Annotated in this window: 21 protein-coding genes; 5 read left to right on the top strand and 16 right to left on the bottom strand. The window is 50.7% G+C overall.

The genetic code is table 11. The features are described 5' to 3' along the window. Positions 1–26: 26 nt before the first annotated feature. From BLX24_RS32735 to BLX24_RS15890, 13 genes are all read right to left on the bottom strand, one after another. On the bottom strand, positions 27–185 hold the full coding sequence (locus BLX24_RS32735) for a hypothetical protein (protein WP_177225855.1): 159 nt from the start codon (positions 183–185) through the stop codon (positions 27–29). Positions 186–277: 92 nt separating this feature from the next. Next, entirely contained in the window at positions 278–1768 is a 1491-nt protein-coding gene (locus tag BLX24_RS15835) for a terminase large subunit (RefSeq protein ID WP_071504153.1), read from the bottom strand. Continuing rightward, complete coding sequence (locus BLX24_RS15840) at positions 1755–2264, bottom strand: hypothetical protein (RefSeq protein ID WP_071504154.1); 510 nt, start codon at positions 2262–2264, stop codon at positions 1755–1757. The genes BLX24_RS15835 and BLX24_RS15840 overlap by 14 nt, the downstream gene beginning before the upstream one ends. Before the next feature lie 15 nt (positions 2265–2279). Continuing rightward, positions 2280–3413 carry a PriCT-2 domain-containing protein gene (locus tag BLX24_RS15845; RefSeq protein ID WP_071504155.1) on the bottom strand — a complete coding sequence of 378 codons (1134 nt, stop codon included), beginning with the start codon at positions 3411–3413 and terminating at the stop codon, positions 2280–2282. Between the two features lie 82 nt (positions 3414–3495). After that, positions 3496–4728, bottom strand: a complete 1233-nt coding sequence (locus BLX24_RS15850) for a P-loop NTPase family protein (RefSeq protein ID WP_071504156.1) — start codon at positions 4726–4728, stop codon at positions 3496–3498. A 77-nt stretch (positions 4729–4805) separates the two neighbouring features. Next, entirely contained in the window at positions 4806–5669 is an 864-nt protein-coding gene (locus BLX24_RS15855) for a hypothetical protein (protein ID WP_071504157.1), read from the bottom strand. Continuing rightward, the gene (locus tag BLX24_RS15860) at positions 5666–6088 is read right to left on the bottom strand and encodes a helix-turn-helix domain-containing protein (protein ID WP_177225856.1); all 423 of its coding nucleotides are present in this window, start codon (positions 6086–6088) and stop codon (positions 5666–5668) included. Before BLX24_RS15860 ends, BLX24_RS15855 begins: the two co-directional genes overlap by 4 nt. A 198-nt stretch (positions 6089–6286) precedes the next feature. Further along, positions 6287–7405 carry a site-specific integrase gene (locus BLX24_RS15865; protein WP_071504159.1) on the bottom strand — a complete coding sequence of 373 codons (1119 nt, stop codon included), beginning with the start codon at positions 7403–7405 and terminating at the stop codon, positions 6287–6289. Continuing rightward, positions 7402–7962, bottom strand: coding sequence for a helix-turn-helix domain-containing protein (locus tag BLX24_RS15870; protein ID WP_071504160.1), 561 nt, complete (start codon positions 7960–7962; stop codon positions 7402–7404). The genes BLX24_RS15865 and BLX24_RS15870 overlap by 4 nt, the downstream gene beginning before the upstream one ends. A 238-nt stretch (positions 7963–8200) precedes the next feature. After that, positions 8201–9574: a tRNA uridine-5-carboxymethylaminomethyl(34) synthesis GTPase MnmE gene (gene mnmE / locus BLX24_RS15875; protein ID WP_071504341.1), complete on the bottom strand. Its 1374-nt coding sequence runs from the start codon at positions 9572–9574 to the stop codon at positions 8201–8203. 176 nt (positions 9575–9750) lie between these two features. Further along, positions 9751–10749, bottom strand: a complete 999-nt coding sequence (locus BLX24_RS15880) for an oxygenase MpaB family protein (protein ID WP_071504161.1) — start codon at positions 10747–10749, stop codon at positions 9751–9753. 53 nt (positions 10750–10802) lie between these two features. Further along, complete coding sequence (locus tag BLX24_RS15885; RefSeq protein WP_071504162.1) at positions 10803–11564, bottom strand: MBL fold metallo-hydrolase; 762 nt, start codon at positions 11562–11564, stop codon at positions 10803–10805. Between the two features lie 89 nt (positions 11565–11653). After that, a complete protein-coding gene (locus tag BLX24_RS15890; protein WP_071504163.1) occupies positions 11654–12031 on the bottom strand; it encodes a response regulator in 378 nt (125 codons plus the stop codon). 252 nt (positions 12032–12283) lie between these two features. Between BLX24_RS15890 and BLX24_RS15895 the strand changes: the two genes are divergently transcribed. From BLX24_RS15895 to BLX24_RS15915, 5 genes are all read left to right on the top strand, one after another. Continuing rightward, on the top strand, positions 12284–14479 hold the full coding sequence (locus BLX24_RS15895; RefSeq protein WP_071504164.1) for a TonB-dependent receptor: 2196 nt from the start codon (positions 12284–12286) through the stop codon (positions 14477–14479). Between the two features lie 86 nt (positions 14480–14565). Continuing rightward, on the top strand, positions 14566–15219 hold the full coding sequence (locus BLX24_RS15900; protein ID WP_071504165.1) for a hypothetical protein: 654 nt from the start codon (positions 14566–14568) through the stop codon (positions 15217–15219). Positions 15220–15232: 13 nt separating this feature from the next. Continuing rightward, the gene (locus tag BLX24_RS15905) at positions 15233–16762 is read left to right on the top strand and encodes a histidine kinase (protein WP_071504166.1); all 1530 of its coding nucleotides are present in this window, start codon (positions 15233–15235) and stop codon (positions 16760–16762) included. Positions 16763–16765: 3 nt separating this feature from the next. Beyond that, positions 16766–17566 carry a LytR/AlgR family response regulator transcription factor gene (locus tag BLX24_RS15910; RefSeq protein WP_071504167.1) on the top strand — a complete coding sequence of 267 codons (801 nt, stop codon included), beginning with the start codon at positions 16766–16768 and terminating at the stop codon, positions 17564–17566. A gap of 300 nt (positions 17567–17866) precedes the next feature. Next, positions 17867–20296, top strand: a complete 2430-nt coding sequence (locus tag BLX24_RS15915) for a TonB-dependent receptor (protein WP_071504168.1) — start codon at positions 17867–17869, stop codon at positions 20294–20296. Positions 20297–20359: 63 nt separating this feature from the next. Here the strand turns inward: BLX24_RS15915 and BLX24_RS15920 are convergent, their stop codons facing one another. From BLX24_RS15920 to BLX24_RS15930, 3 genes are read right to left on the bottom strand one after another with little or no spacing between them, the layout of a single operon-like run. Further along, positions 20360–20614 carry a hypothetical protein gene (locus BLX24_RS15920; protein WP_071504169.1) on the bottom strand — a complete coding sequence of 85 codons (255 nt, stop codon included), beginning with the start codon at positions 20612–20614 and terminating at the stop codon, positions 20360–20362. A gap of 52 nt (positions 20615–20666) precedes the next feature. Beyond that, positions 20667–21278, bottom strand: a complete 612-nt coding sequence (locus tag BLX24_RS15925; RefSeq protein ID WP_071504170.1) for a peroxiredoxin family protein — start codon at positions 21276–21278, stop codon at positions 20667–20669. Positions 21279–21317: 39 nt separating this feature from the next. Beyond that, positions 21318–22547 carry a sterol desaturase family protein gene (locus BLX24_RS15930; RefSeq protein ID WP_229201822.1) on the bottom strand — a complete coding sequence of 410 codons (1230 nt, stop codon included), beginning with the start codon at positions 22545–22547 and terminating at the stop codon, positions 21318–21320. Positions 22548–22671 lie beyond the last annotated feature (124 nt).

Consider the following 22671-nt stretch of genomic DNA (forward strand, 5'->3'; position numbering starts at 1 on the left):
TTCGTGTCCGGATTTTTAGGACCATATCATTCTGCCGACAACACCCCGTTTTTGTTGAGGGTGTCAAGGTCCTTTTTCTGTTGCTTTAAGCCTTCAATTTCTTTACGAAGTGCTTTGGCCTTTTCCTTTGCGGCGCCTTCCCGAATTTCAATTTCGAAAATGAGGCGATCTGTTTCTTGTGACATAATTTTAAACGATTAGAATTAAAAAAAAACAATAAGAGGGTGTCAGGCTAAGTGAGTAAGCCTGTTAGATTTGAGTAATAAATGCCTGAATTTTAGAGCGATCCGCGACCGAAGCGCCCGACTTTTACCGGTATACGATGGGCTTTTGCCGTACCCTTCGGCTCGAAGTACTTTGTATACACAGCCCCGCGAATGGCGTCAAGCGTATGGTTGTGGGCATCAATCGGCACATTGGTAGACTTGCCGTTCTGCATGATCCACTGATAAAGGTTCTTTTCCCTGCGTATGTTGTGCGAACTGGCGGTATAGTGCACAACATAGTCCTTTAGCTTGTTTATGCCCGCCACGATAGAGCCAGCGCCCTTTATGGTTTCAATGGCGTTAATTCCGGAATAGCTTTCGCCGGTTTCAGTGTAGTAGTTACTGCGAAGCTCTGCAATGCTTTTGGGTTCGGCCTTATCCCAGAACGCTTCTCTCTTCGGATTAACGCCAAGGGCCTTGCATAGTCTCAGTATGCCGGGATTTGTCAGGCCGGTTTGATAAATAAGCTCATTGACGTAAAGATTCCGGCCATAGATACCGATTTCAACCAGCGCCGTTGGGTCGTTGGTAAAGCCGAAGTCACCGCCGTAAAAGTAGTTCTGACAGTAATCAGGCATTTCCGGAACCTCTATCCAGTCTCCGAAAATCAGGCTTTCAGCATTGGGCTTAGGGTCCTGCTGATACAGGCTATTGAACGTTAGCGGGCTATTGCGCTTGATTGCTTCTATACGCTCCCTGCTGTGGCGTTCAGGCCAAAGGGCTTCGCCTTTCCGCCTGTTGTCGTATGGCAGCACATCGTTTGTCCGGAGCGCGGCAAACTTAACCACCTCCCACCCGTCAGGATTGGCGGAGCTGCGAACGCCATCGCGCTGAAGCCAGCGGCCTGCCGGATCGTCTTCGTCCCAACGGGTCGTAACATAAAGTACCCTGCTGTGATTGTGCAAACGGGTTTCTACAACGTCGGTGATCCAGTCCCAGACCTTTTCCCGAATAGTCGGACTTTGCGCTTCTTCGCGGTCCTTTAAAAGGTCATCAAGAATAGCCACATCAACCGGATCGCCGGTAAGCGGCCCGCCACGGCCGACCGACTTCAGCGAACCCGTACCCTTGTCGCCCAAAACGTCGAACTCTTCAGTGGTACGGGTCGCCGCTTCGTCTTTGGCGGTCGCCAGTCGGACTTCAGGGAATAAGGCCCGGTAGCCATTGCTTGTTATCCGTGCCTGAATCTCCCTGTTGAACTTCTTGGCCTTGCTGGCGGAATACGACAGTACCGCAATTTTAAGGGCGCTATTCCGGCCAAACAGGTAGGCGGGAAGACTTCGGGTTGACAGTTCGCTTTTGCCATGCTGAGGGGGAACAAAGACCATCATTTTTTTGAATTCCCCTTTGGCGAAGCCGTCCAGTTGTCCCGCCATAATCTCATGAAACCACGTCATGGCGTAATCCGGTTTCAGGTACGGCACGAAGGAGACAAAACTACGTCGTGCCTGTTCCCGCTGTACCTGTTCCAGCCGTATTTGTGTCGGGTTAATTGGCTTCATTGTTGTTCTGGCGCTCTAAATCCGCTTTGAGTTTGGCTAATTCGTCGTCGGTCAGGTCCCGCAAATCATTGACGGCAATAGAGCCTGAAAGCTTAATCTCCTGCTTATCACGCCAGACTTTAGGCTGACGGTTTTTAAGCCAGAAAATAGCGGCTGTGGTGTCGGCCGGAATATGCTTACGAACAACCTTGGTACGGGTTCTGCCTTGTTCGTCTTCTTCGTTAGTTACTTCCGTGAATTCGTAGCCGGTACCCCGTTTATACAGGGATGCTGCTACGTTCGCGTCAGCTACAATCTTCCCCTTTTTTACGGACTCAAAAAATTCAGGAAAACTCTGTTTCCAGTTGTTAATTGTCTGCTCCGTTACTTCAAAGAATGTCGCCATATCGTTATCGGTAAGCCCTAACAGGCAGAGTTGATAAGCTAACTGAGCGTTTTCCGGTTTGTATTTGGTTGGTCGCCGATTTTTCTTGGTTTCCTGTGGTTTACTTTCCATCGTATTTGTCCTGTTTTAAATTGATATGGTTTTAAGCTTGTAAAGCTGCGCGGTCATTTCTGCCGGCCATTGCGGAATAAGTACCAGGCGGGTTCGTTCGTCGGGCTGGCTATCCCAGAAAACAGGATAATCTTCATTGTAAGCTGAGGCCTTAAACTCATTGATTTCTGAATGATTATCGTCTTCTTTGAACTGGCGTAAAATCGTCAGTTGGTTGTATACCTGCTGAATTGGCGGGACCAAAACACGCCATTCAATACCCTGACGTTGACATAGATAGAAAAACGTGCCTAGTGTCGCTTTTGACTTGGCCTTCGAACAAGCTGTATACTGCCTGTCTGTTTGCTCTGACTGATAGCCGGGGTAATTCTGACTGATAAGGTGAAAATATTCGCGTCCGGTTTCACCAAATGAATTTGCTAGTGCACAGCCAACCTCATACCACTCTCCGTAACTATCCCCTATATACGCACCGCGCTTGATCAGCTCGTCTATACAGCATTCTACACGCTGTTTTTCGACGTCTGAATCAGTGCTGAATGATAATAAACGGGGCTTAGCAGCTTCAGGAGCGTCATATAATTCAAACACCATAACCTGTTCAGGTATATAGGGCGCGGGATCATAGGAATACCCGCGTAAACTGGCAACATTCCGCGGCTTTGAGTCAATAGCAATTCCATAGTAAGAAAACACCCGTTTCAAGGCGTCAAAATGCTGCCCGTGTTTTTCAATATCGGCTATCGGCACTAACCCCCAATATCCTTTTCCTGAAGCAGATAAGGCACAATACGCGACAAATGGCAAATGACTGATTTGTGTTTTCAGGTCTTCATAATTACGAATATCAGGGTTGTCTTTTGGATCAATATCAAACTGGATTAAGCGCGTATGGCTACCGGCTACCATACATGATTCCTGTCGGTAAGTAAAAACACCACTGGGTGTAATTGCCGGTAACTTGCCCTTAATACGGTCGCGCATACTTTTATCGTCAATCTGACGTAATTGCTCAACTTCAGATTTGTACTTGGCGGAAGTCAGCCATTTTGATAGGCTTATAGTCGCCGGATTTGCCGGCGTATCATAGTTGGCAAAGCAGCTAACTGATACATTTAACACATCGTGAACAGGCAGATAAGTAGCCATGCTGATACTGCTAAAAAAGGTGCTAAAATGATTTTGGCAGGGTTATTTGAAGGTGCTAACTGCTAAAGGCCATATAAGGGGTTTAGCAGTTAGCACCTTCCTCATCATCCAGAATGACTAACTGAAAAAACTGGTCCCGTCCTTCAGTTAAATCCCCTAACTGAACCGCTTGCCCTTCCTCATTATACATCACCGGCTTTTGGATCATAATATCTTTTAGCCGGCTGCGTATAGTAGCATTCTTGGCATTGAATTCAGCTTCTAACGTGGCCCATACTTTGTTTTTAGGCATACGCCCGTCGGAGAGCAGGCTGACTAATCGTTCCGTTATATCGTCAATATCAGCTTTTTGCTTCCGCTGATTGATATGCGCTGATATGGCTGAACTATCCGCTAAAACAAGCCCTTTTGCTTCTTCACTATATTGGAGGTAAAGAGGATCAGGGCGTTTCCCGCGCCTAAGTTTTAAGTAACGAAGACGAATCAATTCGGAATCATTTCCATTAGCATCCTTTTCATAACCAATCTGAAGCATAGTGCTTGCTTTATTAGCCGCTTCTGTTCCCGTATGACCTCTGGCTTTGTCTGTGCCGGGATTCTGATGGATTACCAGCAGAAACGTGGCATTATGACGGTCGCAGAGATTGCCGATAAAGTCAAACAGCCTCATAGATTCTGTGGCATTATTGAAGTCGCTAACCGCGTCAGTGACAACATCAATCAGGCAAAACAGGTGAAGGTTTGTGCTGTCTCTAACTTCCGAAATAAACCCTTCAATAGCATCAAACCGGCGATTGCGTTCGACAGATTTAATAGACGTAAATCTAAAGTCGGGCGGGCGGTCTTCAACCCGGAAGCCGGCATTCACTTTGATGCTTTGGATAGCGTATGGTAGTTCTTCACTCTGGTTGCGCTCGGTGTCAATATAGCATACACAAAACCGCTCCAATTCAGCCCTTATAAACTGAAGAAAGTGTTTGGCTCTTGGATTATCCGCCAGCATCAGCGCTGCCCACAATTCCGCAAGCCGGGATTTATGACTTCCATAGGCGCCCTGAATGATGTTAATAGTGCCTCTACCAATGATACCTGTATCGTTCCGGCTAATCAGCGGAGGTGTAAAAACCACCGGTTTACTTGCCGCCAGCGCAAGGCTTTCTTCCCGATCCAATAACTCCTGTATCAGGCCAATATTTCCGTCTGGATCATTATGGCTGGTTCTGCCTTTATCAGGCAATTTTTGAGCGAATTTGGCAGGGTCAAACCCACGGATTTCCACGTCAAACGGTGTATTAAATGGCTGTTTACCGTTCATAAAAGGCAATAGTTTAGCTGGGTACGGTTTTTAAGGACCATACCGGAAAGCATGTTTTTTAAGCAATTATTGAAGTACTACAGGGGTGTTGAGGTTTCTTCTTTCCATGCGTGGAATGCTTCCATAAGCAGGGCTGTTTTGTCAATAGCCTTAAATGCAGCTTCGTCTATATTATCAATATAAACCGGAATAATTCGCCGATTGCATGCCGGATAGTTGAGCAGTCGCTCCAGGGATTGTGCATTGCTCACAATACCGCCCAGAACGGCTAAACGCTTACGGTCAGAGTATTGCCCCTGGTTCCGGAACGTAAACATATCTTTAGTTGCAAGGCTGTTAAATCGCGCACGTTTAGCATTTGTATTCGGGTTTAGGTCGAAGTCGTAAACCAAAATATTATCACACATATGCCGCTTGGCGCTTCTACCAGAACAAAGATTGGTGTCAGTACAATATCGTGCCAGCTCCTTGGGTAGTAGCAACTGAAAGAACTCAATCGCAAACGGGTGATCTGTCAGTACTAATGTAAACTCTGAAGGCTTTCCGTAAACAGATGCAACAAGTCCGGTCAGCCATTTCCGGAAGCTATACTGCAATAATTCGGCATGGCTATTAAATGGCTTCACTAATGGGTTGCTTAATTCAAAACAATTGGCTAACTGTTGGATTGTACCCGATGGCCGCAAGCCAATATTCTTTTCAAAAAACTCTTCTCCCGGATCAAAGTCAGGCACCATTTTTTTTAGTCTTGAGAGTGTGCGCTCAATATCTCTCACATAGCCAAACTTATTTTTTGCCTCAAGGACAATAGACGCCCAATACCTATCATCTAATATGCCACCATCTTTATCAGTAAGAACCTTGGTTCGAACATTACGCTGAAAGCCCATAGCCCAAAAGAAGACTGCGATTTCAAGATAATCTCTTCTGCTTTGGCTCATGCTCTACGCCGGTTGACGGAGGCACGGCCCGATGCTACCTGAGCAGCGTTTTTTTTACGTTTAGTTTGGCGACTATTTAAGTAGGCCTCCGCTTGCTCTTGAAGCTCTACTTGCATGGCAGGCCGCTCACCCTTCAACCATTGGTCGATTTCTGATTTGAGAAAGACAATTCTCTTACCTACTTTCCGCCCTGGTATTTCACGCCGCTGAAATTTGTTTCTTAGAGTTGAAACAGCGGGCTTTCCCGGTAAATAATCAGACAGCTCTTCTGTAGTGAAATGCTTATCTAACTCTTTGTCATTTTCGGTGACTAAAGAAAGTAAGCTAATGACTTGGTCCATCTTAGGGACAAACTCCTTTAGTGCGAAAAGTGCAACAACTACCTCTTCAACTGTGATTTCGCCTTCTTTTTTCATCATTTTGCCGTGTCTTAGTATCTGATGTAACATCAATGCAATATTACATTACAAGCACCTCTACATCTTGGCAGAAGACGGAAAAAGCATTGGTTTTTTCACAATTCTGCGGCATTTTAGACCATAAAATCATCGGATAACTTCAAATATTTACCCCACGCAAAAAGCCTACAAACAACTGACTAACAAACACTTAAACCTCTAAATATCCAAGTTAATCCTACTTGCTGCCTCTCGCTTTTTCTCATCTACAATCTTTGCATATATCTGTGTTGTTTTCAGTTCACGGTGCCCTAACATTTTTGAGACTGTGTAAATATCGGTACCTAATGTAAGCTGCAACGTCGCATAAGTGTGCCGAAAACAGTGGAATGTGAGGTGCTTTTTAATGCCTGCTTCTTTTGCCCATAACCGTAGGTGGTTGTTTATCTTAGTTGAGTAGTCCAACCGCTGAATAATACATTCATTGTCCCCTTTACGATTGCCTAAAATGCTGACGGCTTGCGCTGAAACGGGCAAAAGCTCTACCCCTTTCGTCTTTTGCTGTGTAAACTGAATAGCGTATTCACCCTCCCCTAACTGTCGAATTTGCCCCCAAGTAATCCGCGTTATATCGGAGAAGCGTAGACCAGTTAAGGCTGAAAAGATTGCGGCCTTTACCAGTTCCGGATTCTTCGAAAAACCGGTTTTGACCAGTGCCTGTAATTCCTGTAATGTAAGATACTCCCGGTTAGTTTCTTCCGATTTTATACCACTGACCTTCGCGTTAATGTCATCCTTAAGCAAACCGTCTTTATATGCCTGCTTTAGCGCCGCCTTGAATTTGTTGAAATAGCTAAGTGCTGTATTCTGCGAGAGCTTATTTTCGTTTCTGTTACTTTCTGTTGTCAATAAATAATCCCGAAACGCCTCACATTTCTTTACCGTTAGGTCTGCAACCCTCAACGATGACCCAGCAAAATTTTTAAGGTGTAATAATGCACATTGCCAGTTATCAGCGTTGCTGCCGGTCTTCATTCCCGCCTGCTCTTCGAAGTACTTCACAAAACACGTTTCTTTCTGCTTACCAGAAAGAAACCCATAAGCGCCCTTTTGTACGTCAATTTGCCTCTGTGCCCTGATAGTTTCAGCAAGTTCTAGCATCTGTTTGTTTTGTTCCTTGTCTAAAATCTTTCTGGGCTTATCAAATACATACATACCCAGAAACTCCCGACGTGTTGGCTTGCCGGTGTCAGGGTGTGGAATTGCCGGATAATAATCTAAGTAGAGGCTACTACGGCCGTCAGTGATCGGCTTTTTACGAAGTTTAACTTTTATCATGGCTGGGTTGGTCTATTAAAGAGTTCATCAATGATAGCTCTAGGCACATAGGCGTAAATACCACTGTATTGCTTAGGGACAGCATTCCTCCGTATCAATTCCGAAAGAGCTTTGTCAGAAATCCCGTATTTCTCCCGTACTTCCTTTAACGTGTAGCAATCCGATAACGATACGGCTACCGGCTCCGAAGTCTGTTGAATAGTTGACTGATTAAATAGCTTGTCCAGATCGGCACGCCGTATGACGGTACGACGGCCGATTTTACCGGCGTTGAGATTACCTGCCTTAATGTTACGCCAGATTGTCCAACGGCTTACACCTAACAGCTTACTGGCATCTGCAATGTTAAGCCCGTCTTTCTGCTTTATGACCTCTATAGGGTATTCTATAATCTTTCGCGTATGCTCGTTACTGGCATCAATCCTTTCTGCCTTCTTTCTGGCTTTATAAGCCCGCTTGGCGCAAGCATCGCTACAGGTTTTTGTGACTGTGGTACGGGCCTCAAACTCTTTACCGCAATACTCACATATCCGCTTTACCCTTATGTTAGAACTCATAGATTAAGTGTTGCTGAATGTTGCCAATAGTTTCAGTATGTTGCTACATGTTGCATAATTTCGCCTAAAAAATGAGCATTGTAGCAAAACAAGCTCATTAGGTACAACCAAGGTACAAATTTTAGAGTTTTAAGCAAATAGTATGATTTACCAAAACGTCGTCACTACAACAAAAAAGGCCCTTTTTAGGGGCCTGATACACTTTTACAATGTGACGTTATTTTAACGTTAAACGGAATTACTTTCCGATACAGAACCTGCTGAAAATCGAGTCCAGTAAATCATTCGTTGTGATTTCGCCGGTGATTTCGCCGAGGTGGCGGAGGGCAATGCGAAGGTCCATGGCCAGCCAGTCGGCCGATACGCCGCTGTCGAGGCCGATGATGGCGCGGCTGATGGCGTCGTCGGTGGCTGTCAGGTGCTCCATGTGCCGGGCGTTGGTCACCAGGGTGGTGTCGGCAAGCGTCGCGCCGCGCTTCACAAAATCGGTCAGGCGGGTTTTCATCGCGTCCAGCCCGGCACCGGTGTTGGCCTGTAGCTGCACCAGATCGTCGCCAAAAGTCTCCTGCCAGTCAGCGAGGGCCGCTTCGGTGAGCTTGTCGGTTTTGTTGGCCACCAGCAAATACGGGATGTTGCGCACCTGCAGGTCGGCCTGCACTGCGCGGATGTCCGCTTCGCTGTTTTCGGCCGCGTCGAACAGGTAAATGGCCAGCGCCGCCTTGTCGAGTTGCTGCATGGTCCGCTCTACGCCGATGGCCTCGATGGTATCCGTTGTTTGTCGCAGCCCCGCCGTGTCGATCAGCCGGAAACGGATGCCTTCGATAAACAGCTCATCCTCAATCACGTCGCGGGTCGTCCCCGGAATGTCCGATACAATCGCTTTCTCTTCGTTCAGCAATGCATTCAGCAGCGTCGACTTACCGGCATTCGGTTTGCCGATAATCACCGTCGGCACCCCGTTTTTGATGGCATTACCCGTCGCAAACGACTCAATCAAGGGCCGCACCACTTGCCGGATGTTGAGCATCAGCGTCCGGAGCTGATCGCGTTTGGCAAACTCAACGTCTTCTTCGCCGAAGTCCAGCTCCAGTTCTACCAGCGCCACAAAGTCAATCAGTTGCTGACGGAGTTCTTTCAGCTTTTTCGAAAAGCCGCCCCGCAGCTGGGTCATGGCCGTGCGGTGACTCGCTTCCGAGTCGGAGGCAATCAGGTCGGCAACGGCTTCGGCCTGCACCAGATCAAACTGCCCGTTCAGGAACGCCCGCTGCGTAAACTCCCCCGGACGGGCAAGGCGCGCGCCCTCCTGCGTCAGGCGCTGCAAAATCTGCCGGATGATGTATTCGGAGCCGTGGCACGAGATTTCGACCACATCTTCTTTGGTAAACGACTTCGGCGCGCGAAATACTGTCACCAGCACTTCGTCGATAATGGCTCCCTCGCGGGTACGCAACGTTCCGAAATGGGCCGTATGGCTGGCTTGCTGCGTTAAGTCTTTTCCGCGGAAGATCCGGTTGGTCAGGTCAACGGACCCTTCCCCCGATACGCGGATCACCGCGATGGCTCCTATGCCCGGAGCCGTGGCCAAAGCCGCTATTGGTTCTAACTGAAAAATCAATGTTGTAAATAATGACAGGATTATATGATTTACAGGATGAACAGAAGCCTACGCATAAACAACCCCAGAGTTACACAGAGTAATCTCACGAAGTTACACAGCGCCGGAACTTCATACTTATCCTGCCTTATTATCCCAATCAGACGTACTACCAATCACAAAAATCATGCAAATCATAGTAATCCTGTCTGGAATAAAGGCAGCCGGTTGACGACACCCGCCACGCGTTTGCCGAGCGGTATGGCCGGTATACCCAGCATGTCGGCATAGGCGTCGCCCAGGAAGAAACGCATTTCGCCCGCGGCGAGGTTCCAGCTGTCGGGAGTATTTACCTGTTTAGCAATGGCCTGTAGTAACGCCCGCGTCAGGCCTGCCCCGGCTTCCGACGCTTTGAACTGCCGGCGCGCAATGGCGCGTCCCAACTGAAACGCCTCCCGCAGATTCTGCGGCAGCAATGCTTCCGACACGCCGTTGAGGTACCCGACCACGTTGACATGGTGTTGATAGGCCTCCTCCTCGTCGCGGCTCAGGCGGATGCCCATTTCCCGCAATCCGAGTAATACAATGTATGAAAACGCCAGATTCGTGCCTGCCATATCTTCCTGATTAACCGGCAGCCCCCAGGCCATGTTCCACTCCGGATGCTGCTGCGCAAACCACCGCGAAGCAGCGTGAATCAGGCGGACACGCAAGGTCCGGTCAACGGCTTCGGTTGTACGCCAGTTTTTGGGATCCATCACCGCAAACAACCATTCACCGGTTTCCTGGAGGCGGCGGGTCGTATCGTGCCGGATGCGTTCGGTCAGCCACAACACCTGGGCGCCATCGGCACCAAGGTAACAGTACGGTAAGGAAAAACACCCCAGGATAAGCGAAGCGGCACGGCTGTGTTGCGCAAAAACGGCCATTCCCTGCTTCATCCGGACCGGATCGGCCCAGGCGGGGAGCTCCCGGTGCTGCTCAAAGAACGGAGCCAACAGGTCCGGAAAGGGCATATCGCCGGTTTGTTTACCCGTCGTCAGCCACGGCATCAGGGTTCGCAGGGCGGTTGGGCCCTGCCGTTGAATCAGGGTATCAAGCAGGGCATCGGCCGGCGGATCGCCTTGCTGCCGGTACGCGTGCAGCAACGGATCCGGAAATGTACGGGTAGTTTGTATCGGATAAGCAGGCATAGCCGGTCAGGTCAGTTTATATACCCCCATAACGGTCTGTTCAGCCGATTGGTTTACAGCGAAATCTGCAGGCCATCGTAGCCAAGGCGGATGTAGGGCGGCAATTCGTTCTCCACATCGCGGTGTGTACCCAGCTTGTGGCTGATGTGGGTAAAATACGTCCGTTCGGCGCGGATGCGTTCGGCCAGGGCCACGGCCTCGTCGAGGGTAAAATGCGAAATATGCGGCTGACGCTGCAACGCATCGAGCACCAGCACGCGGGTGCCGTATACTTTTTCCAGCTCTTCGTCTGAGATGTAGTTGAGGTCGGTCAGGTAGGTAAAATCGTGCACCCGGAAACCATAAACCGGCAGTTTGTGGTGCATGACATTGATGGGCGTAAACCGGACACCGCGAATCTCAAACGGCTCATCATCAATCTCATGTGGCTGAATATGGGGCACGCCGGGGTATTTGTGTTCGGCGAAGATGTAGGCAAACTCGTTTTTAAGCTGCGCCAGTACCCGGTCACGGGCATAGACGGGAATTTCCTGATTCTGCCGGAAATTAAAAGCCCGTACCTCGTCAAGGCCGGCAGTGTGGTCTTTGTGTTCATGGGTAAACACCACCGCATCCAGCCGTTTCAATCCCATCCGCAGCATTTGCTGACGAAAATCAGGGCCGGTATCTACAACGACACTTACCTCATCGATTGCCAGATGGATCGAGGTGCGTAACCGTTTATCCCGAAAATCGGTCGAGCGACAAACTTCACACTCGCAAGCGATTAACGGAACCCCGGAAGAAGTACCGGTGCCGAGGAGGGTAACAAGCATACAGAGTGAAAGAGAAAAAGAGCGAAAGAGTGAACGGGCGGACCGCTGTATCGGCGACTCGCTCGTTCACTCTTTCATTCGTTCACTCATTATTTATCCGTGAGTTGGTTCACTACTTCAACCAGACGGTCAAAGTTCAGGGGCTTCACCAGTACATCGTTGAAGCCAGCCGTTTTGAATTCTTCTTCTGTGTAATTTTTGGCATTACCGGTAATGGCAACCACCGGAATAGCGGCTTTTTTCTCGTCGGCCAACGCTCTTACCCGGCGTACACACTCCATACCATCCATAATCGGCATGTTAATGTCTAACAACAGGATATTGAAATCTTCCTTATCCAGAATCTGAAGGACTTGTTCACCGTTTTTAACGGCAGTGATGTCGTAATTCTGGAACTCAAGAATTTTGCGGGCCAGGTTTTGGATAACGGAACTGTCTTCGGCTATCAGGACGCGCTTAGCTGACATAGTTGCAATTTGAATGTTTTTGGGCAGGTGAAATTAGCGATAAATCCGTAAATGCAAAAGAAACGCTGATTTTGGCACTTTCTAACCAGTTAACGGTTCGGTTGACGCATGCTTCATGTGTTGTCAGCCCTCCATTTTTCATCCCGTTTTTTACCCTGTTTCACTCCTCATTTACCATCATTCATCGGAAAAGGTTCCAGCCTGCCCGCCTGAGCCGCTAGTTTTGATCCGGCAACTACCTGCTGAACCGCCATGAAATTTCTACTGCTGATCGGAACAACACTACTGATGACGATGCCGGCCTTTGGCCAAACTACCCTCAAAGGGCGCGTTACCGACGCCAAAGGCCGCGCCTTGCCGGGTGCCAATGTCTTCATCAAAGGCACCTACGACGGTGCAAATACTGACAGTACCGGCAGCTTCCGCTTCCGGACCAGCCGTAACGATACCGCCACCCTGGTGGTGTCGTTTATCGGCTATGAATCATTTACCAAAAAGCTGGCCCTGTCGGCAAATCAGCCCGATGTGGCGGTCCGGTTGCAGGAAGCCGCCAGTGAACTCAACACCGTTGTCATCACGGCAGGGGCCTTTGAAGCGTCTGATGAGCGGAAAATGACTATGCTCAAACCCATGGACATCGTGACCACCGCCGGTGCCCAGGCCGACATTACGGCCACCATGAACCTGCTGCCGGGGGCCCAGCGCGTCGGCGAGCAGGAAGGTATGTTTGTCCGCGGCGGGTCCAATCTGGAATCAAAGGTGGTTATCGACGGCATGATTGTTCAGAATCCGTATTTCAGTTCCCTGCCCGATGTACAGTCGCGGGGACGGTTTCAGCCGTTTATGTTTAAGGGAACGTCGTTCAGCACGGGGGGCTATTCGGCACAATACGGCCAGGCGCTGTCGTCGGTGCTGCTGCTGAACACCAACGACAAAAACACAAACAACGGCCTGAGCATCGGCCTTAACCTGATCAGTGCCAACGTCGGCATCGACCACGAAACCAAGAACTCGACCATCTCCGGTTCGTTGTATTACGGCAATCTGAAACCGCTGTTTGCGCTCATCCGCCAGAACATCGACTGGGTACGCGATCCGGAATTTGCCGGCTCGTCGCTGACCTACCGCCTGCGGCCTACCAAAAACGGGCTGCTGAAAGTGTATGGCATGTACTCGGCCAGCCGGCTGGCCATGAATTTCCGTGACCCATCGGTGGAGACCGGTCCGGCAGGTCCCGGCAAAACGGCGATTGACCAGACCAACCGCAACGCCTTTCTGACCAGCACCTATACCGACAGTTGGGACGAAGGCCGCTGGCTGCTCAACACCGGCCTTTCGTATAGCCGGAATCATGACCGTATGACCTTTAACGGCCTTGACTTCGGCCGGTTCGACAGCCGTACGCAGGGGCGGCTCGTACTGACCCGGTTGCTGGCCCGCAACAATTCATTGCTGTTCGGCGCAGAAGTGCACCACGTTACCTTGAAAAACGGCGTAATGGGGACAACCTATCAGCTCAGCGATACCTACGCTGCCACCTTTGTCGAATCAGAGCTGTATCTGAGCCGGAAACTCGCCGGCCGGATCGGGGTGCGGGGCGAATACTCTTCCCTGCTCAAGGCCTTTAATCTGGCCCCCCGCCTGTCGTTTGCGTATAAAACCGGGACATTCAGTCAGATTTCGCTGGCCGCCGGACAGTTCTACCAGACACCCGACTACCGCTACCTGTACCTCAACCAGGGGCTGGCCTACGAACGGGCCGACCACCTGATTCTGAATTATCAGCTGATCAGAAACCAGCGCACCTTCCGGATCGAAACGTTTTATAAAAACTACGCCGCCCTGGTACGGGAATTTACCGGGCAGCCCTTCGACACTAACCCGTACCGGTTTCCGTGGGGACGTACCGACAATACCGGCAACGGCTATGCCAGGGGTTTTGACCTTTTCTGGCGCGACCAGAAAACAGTAAAAGGACTCGATTATTGGGTGACCTACAGCTATGTCGACACCAGACGGCTGTTCAGCCAGTACAGCATGGCAACTACGCCGGCGTTTGTCTCCAACCACAACGCCAGTCTGGTTACCAAGCGGTATTTTAACAAGTTACGGACCAACATGGGGCTGACCTACACCTTTACCAGCGGCCGCCCCTACTACAACCCCAACCGGCAAAATGAACGCCCCGACAACTATTTCAGCGACCGTACACCGGCGGTGCATAACCTGAGTTATTCGGCAAGTTATATCACGGCGGTCAAAGGCAACTTTCTGGTCCTTTATGCCACCGTCGATAATATCCTGAATACCCGCAACGTCTTTACATACCGCTATACCCCCGACAACAAAACGCGCTATGCCGTCGGGCCGCAATCCTACCGGAGCTTTTTCATCGGCGGCGTGATGATGCTGTCGAAAAAGGCGAAAGTTGACCTGAACCAGCTTTAGCGAGTACTTGAGCCTACTGCTGCCTGCTTACTTCGCATGATCTATTTTAAACCAACTCAATCACCAGTAAAACACAAACCAGACACATGAAAACGATCATCATTACCCTCACTGCCTTGTTGTTAGGCGCTTCCTCACCGGTATGGGCACAGTCGGAACAATACAAACAAGCCATGAAAGACGCCCTCGGGACCATGAAAGGCTATTCGGAAAAAACGCCGCCGGCCGACATGCTTGCAACGGCCAATCAGTTTGAACGCATTGCCGGCGTGGAGCAGAAAGAGTGGCTGCCGCGCTATTATGCCGGGCTGATGTATGTTTATCTGGGCTTTATGGGCAAAGATGCCACGGAAAAAGATAAATACCTGGATCAGGCCGACAAGTACCTGAAAGAAGCACTGGCGCTGGCCCCGAAAAACGATGAACTGGCCGTTCTGAAAGCCTATATCGCCCAGTCACGGATGGTGGTTGACCCGATGAACCGCTGGCAGACCTACGGGGCGACCTTTCAGGAAGCCGTTGCCGAAGCCAAAGCGCTGAACGCAGACAACCCGCGCCCTTATGTGCTCGAAGGACAGTCGCTGTACTATACGCCGGAGCAGTATGGCGGCGGGGCCAAAGTCGCCTGCCCGCTGCTTCAGAAAGCCGCTGAAAAATTTACTACCTTTAAACCTGCCAGCGAGCTGCACCCTAACTGGGGTAAAAATGAAATCAGCCCGATGCTGGCCAAATGTCAGTAAGCCGATAATGACTATGACCCGCGAACAACTGGAACAAACGCTCCGGAATGCTGCCACCGATAAAACCCGTCCGGTCCGGATGCGGGGTTCGAATCTGGCTAATTTTGATTTTAGCGGCCTGAACCTGACGGGGGCGGACTTCAGCTTTTCCAACCTGCAGAACGCCAATTTCAACGGGGCGATCCTGCACGAGGTGAACCTGAGCTTTGCGAACCTGCAGCATGCGTCGTTCGTTGATGCGGATCTGACGGGGGCTAACCTCAATTTTTCCGGCCTCGACGGGGCAGACCTGAGCGGGGCCAACCTCGAAGGCGTGTCGATGTCGTTCAGTGCGGCCAGTCCACCGAAGATGCACAACCCTTTCGCGGGCGATGAGCCGATTACGCTGACAACCCTGCTCCGGCAACGCAGTGTTCTGGGTATTTTCATTACCATGGTACTGGGGGCATTTATCCTGTACGGGATCAGCGCAATCGTCTATTTCACGGGCTTAATGACCAATCAGGCAGACCCGAACCTGGCCCGAATGAACCAATGGGTGTTTACGCAGAACATGGTCTCGGGCATAACCATCTCATTGCTGGCCAGTGGGTTGTCGCCCTGGCTGGACAGTCTGCATATGAAAGTCTGGCAACGGCACCTGCTGCTCTCCGGCCTGGCCATCGTCTTCTGGATGGTTGAGCAAATGTTTATGTTTGAGTTTGCCGGCGGTCGTGACGCCATCATGGCCCTGAAGCCGCACATCGGAAAATACAAGGCCACCATGGTTCAGCTGCCCTGGTATTTATACGCCATGGGACCGCTGACGGTGGCAAATCTGCTGTATTATCTGCAACGGCAGGGCCGTCAGCTGACCCGCAAACTGTCGGAACAGGAATACCGGCTGCTGAATATGGAAAAACTGAAAACGCGGGCCGAACTGGATGCCCTTCAGGCCAAAATAAACCCGCATTTTCTGTACAACGCCCTCAACAGTATTGCCAGCCTGGTCCACGACGACCCCGATAAGGCCGAAGAGATGACCCTGCTCCTGTCCAAACTATTTCGCTACACCACCGGCCGCGACGGCTCCCATTTCAATACGCTGTTCAACGAGCTGGAAATGGTCCGGACCTACCTGAAAGTTGAACAGGTGCGTTTCGGAGACCGGCTTCAGTTCAGCGTCGATTTGCAGGAAGCCAACCTCGGCGACGTGCAGATCCCGCAGTTCCTGCTACAGCCGCTGGTCGAAAACGCCGTCAAACACGGCATTTCCAAACGGGCTGACTCGGGCCGGATCGACATTAAAATCTATGAACAGCAAGGCTGGCTCCACCTCAGTGTTCACGACAACGGGCCTGACTTTTCCGAAGATATGAGCGGCGGCTATGGTCTGCGCAGTATCCAGGACAAACTCAGACTGCTCTACGCCGATGATGCGAAGGTAGAACTCCACAACCATCCGTATAAACAAGTCCTGCTTTCGTTGCGCATGTCGACCCTGAAGCAGGTCGTGAGTAGTGACAAATTCAATTTTAAAGGTTCCACAGACGCACGCACTTAACGTATGAATTTTCCGTTAACCACTCTGTTAATTGATGACGAAGCCCTGGCCATCAGCCGGCTCAAACGCTTATTGGGTAAGTTCGACGATTGCTTCGACATTATCGGCGAGGCCGCCAATGGTGCCGAGGGCTTGTCGCTGGTCGAAACCAAACGCCCCGATTTAATTTTTCTCGACATCGAAATGCCGCTGCTCAACGGCTTCGAAATGCTGTCCCGGCTGACGTACATGCCCATGGTCGTTTTTGCTACGGCCTACGACCAATACGCCATCCGTGCTTTTGAGGAGCACTCCATCGATTACCTGCTCAAACCGGTCGAAACCGAACGGCTCGAACGGACTGTCCAGAAAATCCGGTCGTTTATCGACCTGTCCAAAGCCAATACCACGCCCGACGACGATCTCCTGATGGCTTCCCATCCGGCCGATAACCTCATGCGGATGCTGGAGCAGATGCGTCCGAAGAAAGAGATTTATTCGATTTCGGTGAAAACCGGCGATAAAATCAAGCTGGTTCCGCTCTCCGACATTGCCTTTTTCGAGGCGGAAGATAAATATGTGTTTCTGTCTACGCTCGACGGCCAGAAATTCCTGACGAGCTATACCGTAACCACCCTGGCCGATAAACTTCCCGAAACGTTTGTCCGGGTCAGCCGGTCAACGCTGGTCAACAGCCACAAAATCAACGAAATCCACCGCCATTTCGATGGCAAATTCCTGCTGGTCATGGCCGACAAAAAGGCCACCAAAGTCCAGACCGGCTCTACCTATGCCGACGCCATCCGGCGGCTGATGGAGATTTGAAAAGCTGAGGGTAATCGGTTACCTGATCTGGTTGGTTTCGGCTTCGTGCTTTTTAGTCATCCTGACAACAGGACCGGGCCGTCAGTGCGGGGATCTCTGGCTTATACATGCGTTGAGATCTCTTTTTTCGCCCAGGCGTACTTATTGGCATGACTACAAGCCCATCACAAAATAGATTATTGGCTATTCAGCCCCTTACTCCTTTTTCGCTGAAAAAACAATATTAAGAATCAGTCTAAATAAATTGGATAATTAAACCAGCGGCTCTACTTTTGCACTGTTTATAATTGATCCAAATAAATGAAACCATTCTACAACCTCGTTACAATTATCCTGTTATGCGTATTAACTGTTGTATCGGAGGCCGTTGCTCAACATCATGGAACGATCTCGGGTATTGTCAGAACCAGTGACGGTAACCCTGCGGCCTTCGTTAACGTGGGTCTGAAAGACACCCGCAAAGGCACAATCTCGGCCGAAGACGGCTCGTTTACACTCCGGAATATTGCGCCCGGCACCTATACCCTTCGTACAACCTTCGTCGGGTTGAAGGAACAGGAAAAAACCGTGACGGTAAACGCCGGGCAGACCGTAACCGTTGCGTTCTCGCTTATTGAGAATGCGGCGCAACTAAGCGAGGTGGTCGTAAAAGGCACCAACCGCGCCGTAACGGCAGGCAAGGCCAATATCGCCACACTCGACATGCCTCAGACAACCGGGGTAGTCAGCCGTGTCGTCATTGAAAACCAGCAGATTTCACGTCTGGGCGACGCGCTGAAAAACGTAAGCGGTGTATCGCTGACACAACAGCGTCAGGGTGTTGCCGAGACCTTCTCAGCCCGTGGCTACAGCATCAGCATTGCCGGTGCGGCCGGCAGTATCTTTAAAAACGGTGTCATCTCAAACACCGCCGGTTTTCCGGAAGCCAGTACCCTCGAATCGGTTGAAGTACTAAAAGGCAGCTCGGCCCTGTTGTATGGCAACGTTTCCGGCGGGCTGGTGGTGAACATGGTTACGAAAAAACCAAAGTTCAATTGGGGCGGCGAGGTGTCGATGCGGGCCGGCAGCTTCGGCTTATACAAACCGATTTTTGATGTCTACGGCCCGCTGAGCAAGAATCTGGCGTTTCGTATGGTAGGCACCTACGAAAATGCGAAGAGCTACCGCGATGTAGTGAAGTCGGATCGGGTATACATTAACCCTTCCCTGCTCTACAAGCCGGGCAAGAAAACCAGCATTCTGCTCGAAGGTGATTACCTGAAAGCCAACATCACACCTGACAATGGTGTCGGCTCGCTGAACGCTAACATGAACGCCATCATTCCGGATGTGCCCCGGTCACGCTTTATCAATACCGTATGGGCCTACAACCGTATGGAACAAGCCAGTGGTTCGATGAATATCCAGCACGATTTCAACAATCAGTGGAAGGTCAACGCCATCGTTTCGGCGCAGCAAACCGACATCGCTTCGTTCGGGGCCGGTGTACCCAACAACAACGTAGCCGCCAACGGTGACTGGAGCCGCGCGCTGAGCCGTGCCCAGACATCGGAGAAAAACAAAACGGCCCAGGTGAACATCAACGGCCGCTTCTCGACGGGCAGCATCGGTCATCAGCTGCTGGTCGGGTCTGATCTGGTAGCGATCACCAGCGTCAGCAATGCCTTTACCATTACCAGCAATGGCGTGGGCGTAACGACCTACGATAAGATTAACATTCTCGATCCGGCTAAATACGTGCAGCGGACCGACATCCCGGATAGCCGCGCGATTACCCGCACGACCTCCCCGTCGTACCGCGCCGGTGTATACGTACAGGACCTGATTACCCTGACCGATCATATCAAAGTCTTTGCCGGTATCCGCTGGTCGTATCAGAAGACGCTGCAAACCAGCATTCTCGACCTCCGCAACAACGCCACCACCCGTGGCACGGCTCAGACCAAATATGACCGCGCTTTCTCGCCCAAACTGGCGCTGATTTACCAGCCAACGAAAAACACATCGTTCTTCGGCAGTTATTCCAACAACTTCACCATCAATACCGGTGTCGATATTTACGGGCAAATCCTGAGCCCGTCGATTATCGACCAGTTTGAAGCAGGGGTAAAAAACGAATTTCTGGACGGCCGTCTGCGGGCTAATTTCAGCATCTACAAGATTGTGAACAGCAACTTCGCCCAGATGGCCCTGACCAAAGCCGACGGTACGCCCAACACCGATACCAACGTGAAGGAGCTGACCGGCCAGACAACCAGCGACGGACTGGAAGCAGACCTGAACGGGAACCTGTCCAAAAACTGGTTTTTCATTGTCGGGTATGGCTATAACTACATGCGCTACACCAACACGTCGACCGCTAAAGGATCACCGATTCTGGGCGAGCGGCTCACCAACAACCCGGCGCATACCGGTAATGCCACGATTTTCTATACGTTTGATCTGCCGCAGCTGCGCGGCCTGAAACTGGGCGCGTCGGCGTTTTACACGGGCGCCCGGTACGGCGGCAATAACAACACGGTCGGACAGACACCGGAGTTCAGCCGCCTGATTCCGCTGACCGGCTTTGCGACCTTCGACCTGTCGGCCGGTTATACCTACAAAAAGGTGTCGATTCTGGCTAAGGTGTCTAACATTACCAATGAACTGAACTACCTGATTCACGACCGGTACAGCATTATGCCGATTCCGCCGCGGCAGTTCACAAGCACATTGACCTATAAATTCTGATTGCCATATCCCTCCCTTGCAGACTCCCGCCGGTGAATCACCGGCGGGAGTTTTTTTATGCTGTCAGGAAACCACCTTGACCGTCACCACGCCCGGCACCGAGCGCATCAGTTGCATCAGCCCTGCCGGTTTTTCCTGCCCCGGGACGGCAATAGCAACATGGCCTTTGACGCGTACGCCATCGCCTTCCAGCTGCATTCCCATAATGCGGTAATCTTCGCCCGCCGGAATGGCATTGGTCAGATCGCCCACAAAACCGATGCGGTCGAAGCCCAGAATCTGGTAAACGTGATGTTGGTAACTTGTGTGGTGTTCCATGGTTATAGTGTTGTTTTGTTCGTATAAAAAGTGAGATATACCTGAATAACATCTATACGACCGGACTTAATTCCAGTACGGCGTCAATAATTCGTTCTAAATCGAGGGGGTGTTCAAAATATTCGTCAATGGCATGGTACGTAATGGTACGTTCCTGATTGACCACATAAACAGCCGGAATAAAGACATCGTCTGAAATTCCCGATATACGATCCCAGACCGGATCGTCTTCCGAATAAATACCAAACCGGCGCGCTACGGAAAAGCGGGTATCCTGCGCCACCAGAAAGCGGCTCTCTCCCACCTGCCGGCTTACCGACCGGACTGGGTCCTGCGCAATCACCAGCAATCGGGTATCAATCGCCTTTAAACCCAGCGACAGCCGGACCAGCGCATCGAGGTATGGGCGGGCAAACCGGCCCCAACCGGTACTGTAGAAGGCAATTACCAGCGGCTGCGCCTCGATCAGGTCGTCAAGCGATGTGGCGAAACCGGGTACGCCAACGTTATTCATAGCCGTGTCACGGTCATCGCTCCGGCTTACCAGATTGATATAAGGAATTTTTTCTCCCGTAACCAGCGGCTTTATTTTCTGGGTTGCTGTGCGGTCTCTCAGCATGATCGTGTGAATTTCTTCGGCTTCGTTTTCAATTTCGTACAGCATAGCTCTGTCGGTTTTGTACAAGTAGGTCTATTGTTTCGGTTAAACGCTGCCATAGAGCGTTTGCAGGTAATAGCGCCGGAGCTCACGGAAGTAAAAGACGTAGATAAACGCCACCACACCACCCGTGATGATCAGAGCCGTATGCGGCCAATAGACGTATAAGCCAATGGCCACCAGACTAAACCGGACCCACTCCAGATAAAATACCCACCGGCGCTGCTCCAGTATACAGCCAATATTGACCAGCGTCAAGGCCAGAAAAAGGCCGGTAAGTGCCTTCGGAAATGCGGCAACCTGATGCTCGAAGAGACTCAGGAAAAATAGTAAAACAATGGAAAAAATGAGCTGGATCAGTACATATCCGCGAAAGCGCTGCGTACTGGCCCGCTGCTTGTGTTTCGACAGAAACTGCCGCTCGGCCAACCCCCGAAGTGATTCATCGAAGTCGGCCGGTTTACCGAAAACGACCTTCAGTTTATTGATCAGCCCGTGCTGCCGCTGCACCGCATACCAGATTTCAATCAGGAAGTGGAAGTGCTGCCACAGGAAACTATGGCTGTTGAGGGGCTTGGTCAGGCCGAATACCGGTTGTTCATCCTCCTCCTGAAATGTCCCGAACAGCTTATCCCAGATGATGAACATATCGCCGTAGTTTTTGTCGAGATAACGCGGGTTAATGGCATGGTGAACGCGGTGGTGCGAGGGGGTCACCAGAAAATATTCCAGGAAACCCAGCTTGCCGATTGTCTGCGTATGCGTAAAAAACGGATAAGCGCCGTGTACCAGCAGAATCGTAATGATCATGCCGGGCGGGAACCCGATAACCGGCAGAACAGCCCAGAAAATCGTCCGGACGGCGGCCTGAAACACGGTAATGCGGGTAGCGGCCGTATAGTTAAAATCTTCGCTTTGGTGATGCACCACATGAACGCCCCAGAACAGGTTGATTTCGTGGCCAAGCCGGTGATACCAGTACCACAGAAAGTCGGTTGCCAGCAAAAGCAATATCCAGAGCCAGGCCGTTGGCTTGATCTCAAAGAGCGCAAAGTGATCGTGCAGATACGCATAAACGCCGTAAAACAACGAGGTAGTAAACAGATCGGTCAGCCGTTCGGCCACGCCGATGCTCAGGTTCGCAATGGACCGGTCAAACTGAAACAGGTGTTTCCCCTGCCGCCGCGCAACCAGATATTCTACCCCGATAAACAGCAGAAACAGGGGTATGGCAAACGCTATGTAATTGATCCCGTACATAGTCAATAACAGCATTAGTCGATGCTGTAGATAGAGTTTTAGTATTTATAGTCTATTGATTTTATGGATTTATTACAAATAACGTATCTTCTGCCTATTCAAGTCAAGTAGAGCCGTAAAAATGATCCGTTAAAAAAAT

The organism is Arsenicibacter rosenii, from assembly GCF_001870735.1.
GTDB classification, from domain to species: Bacteria; Bacteroidota; Bacteroidia; order Cytophagales; family Spirosomataceae; genus Arsenicibacter; species Arsenicibacter rosenii.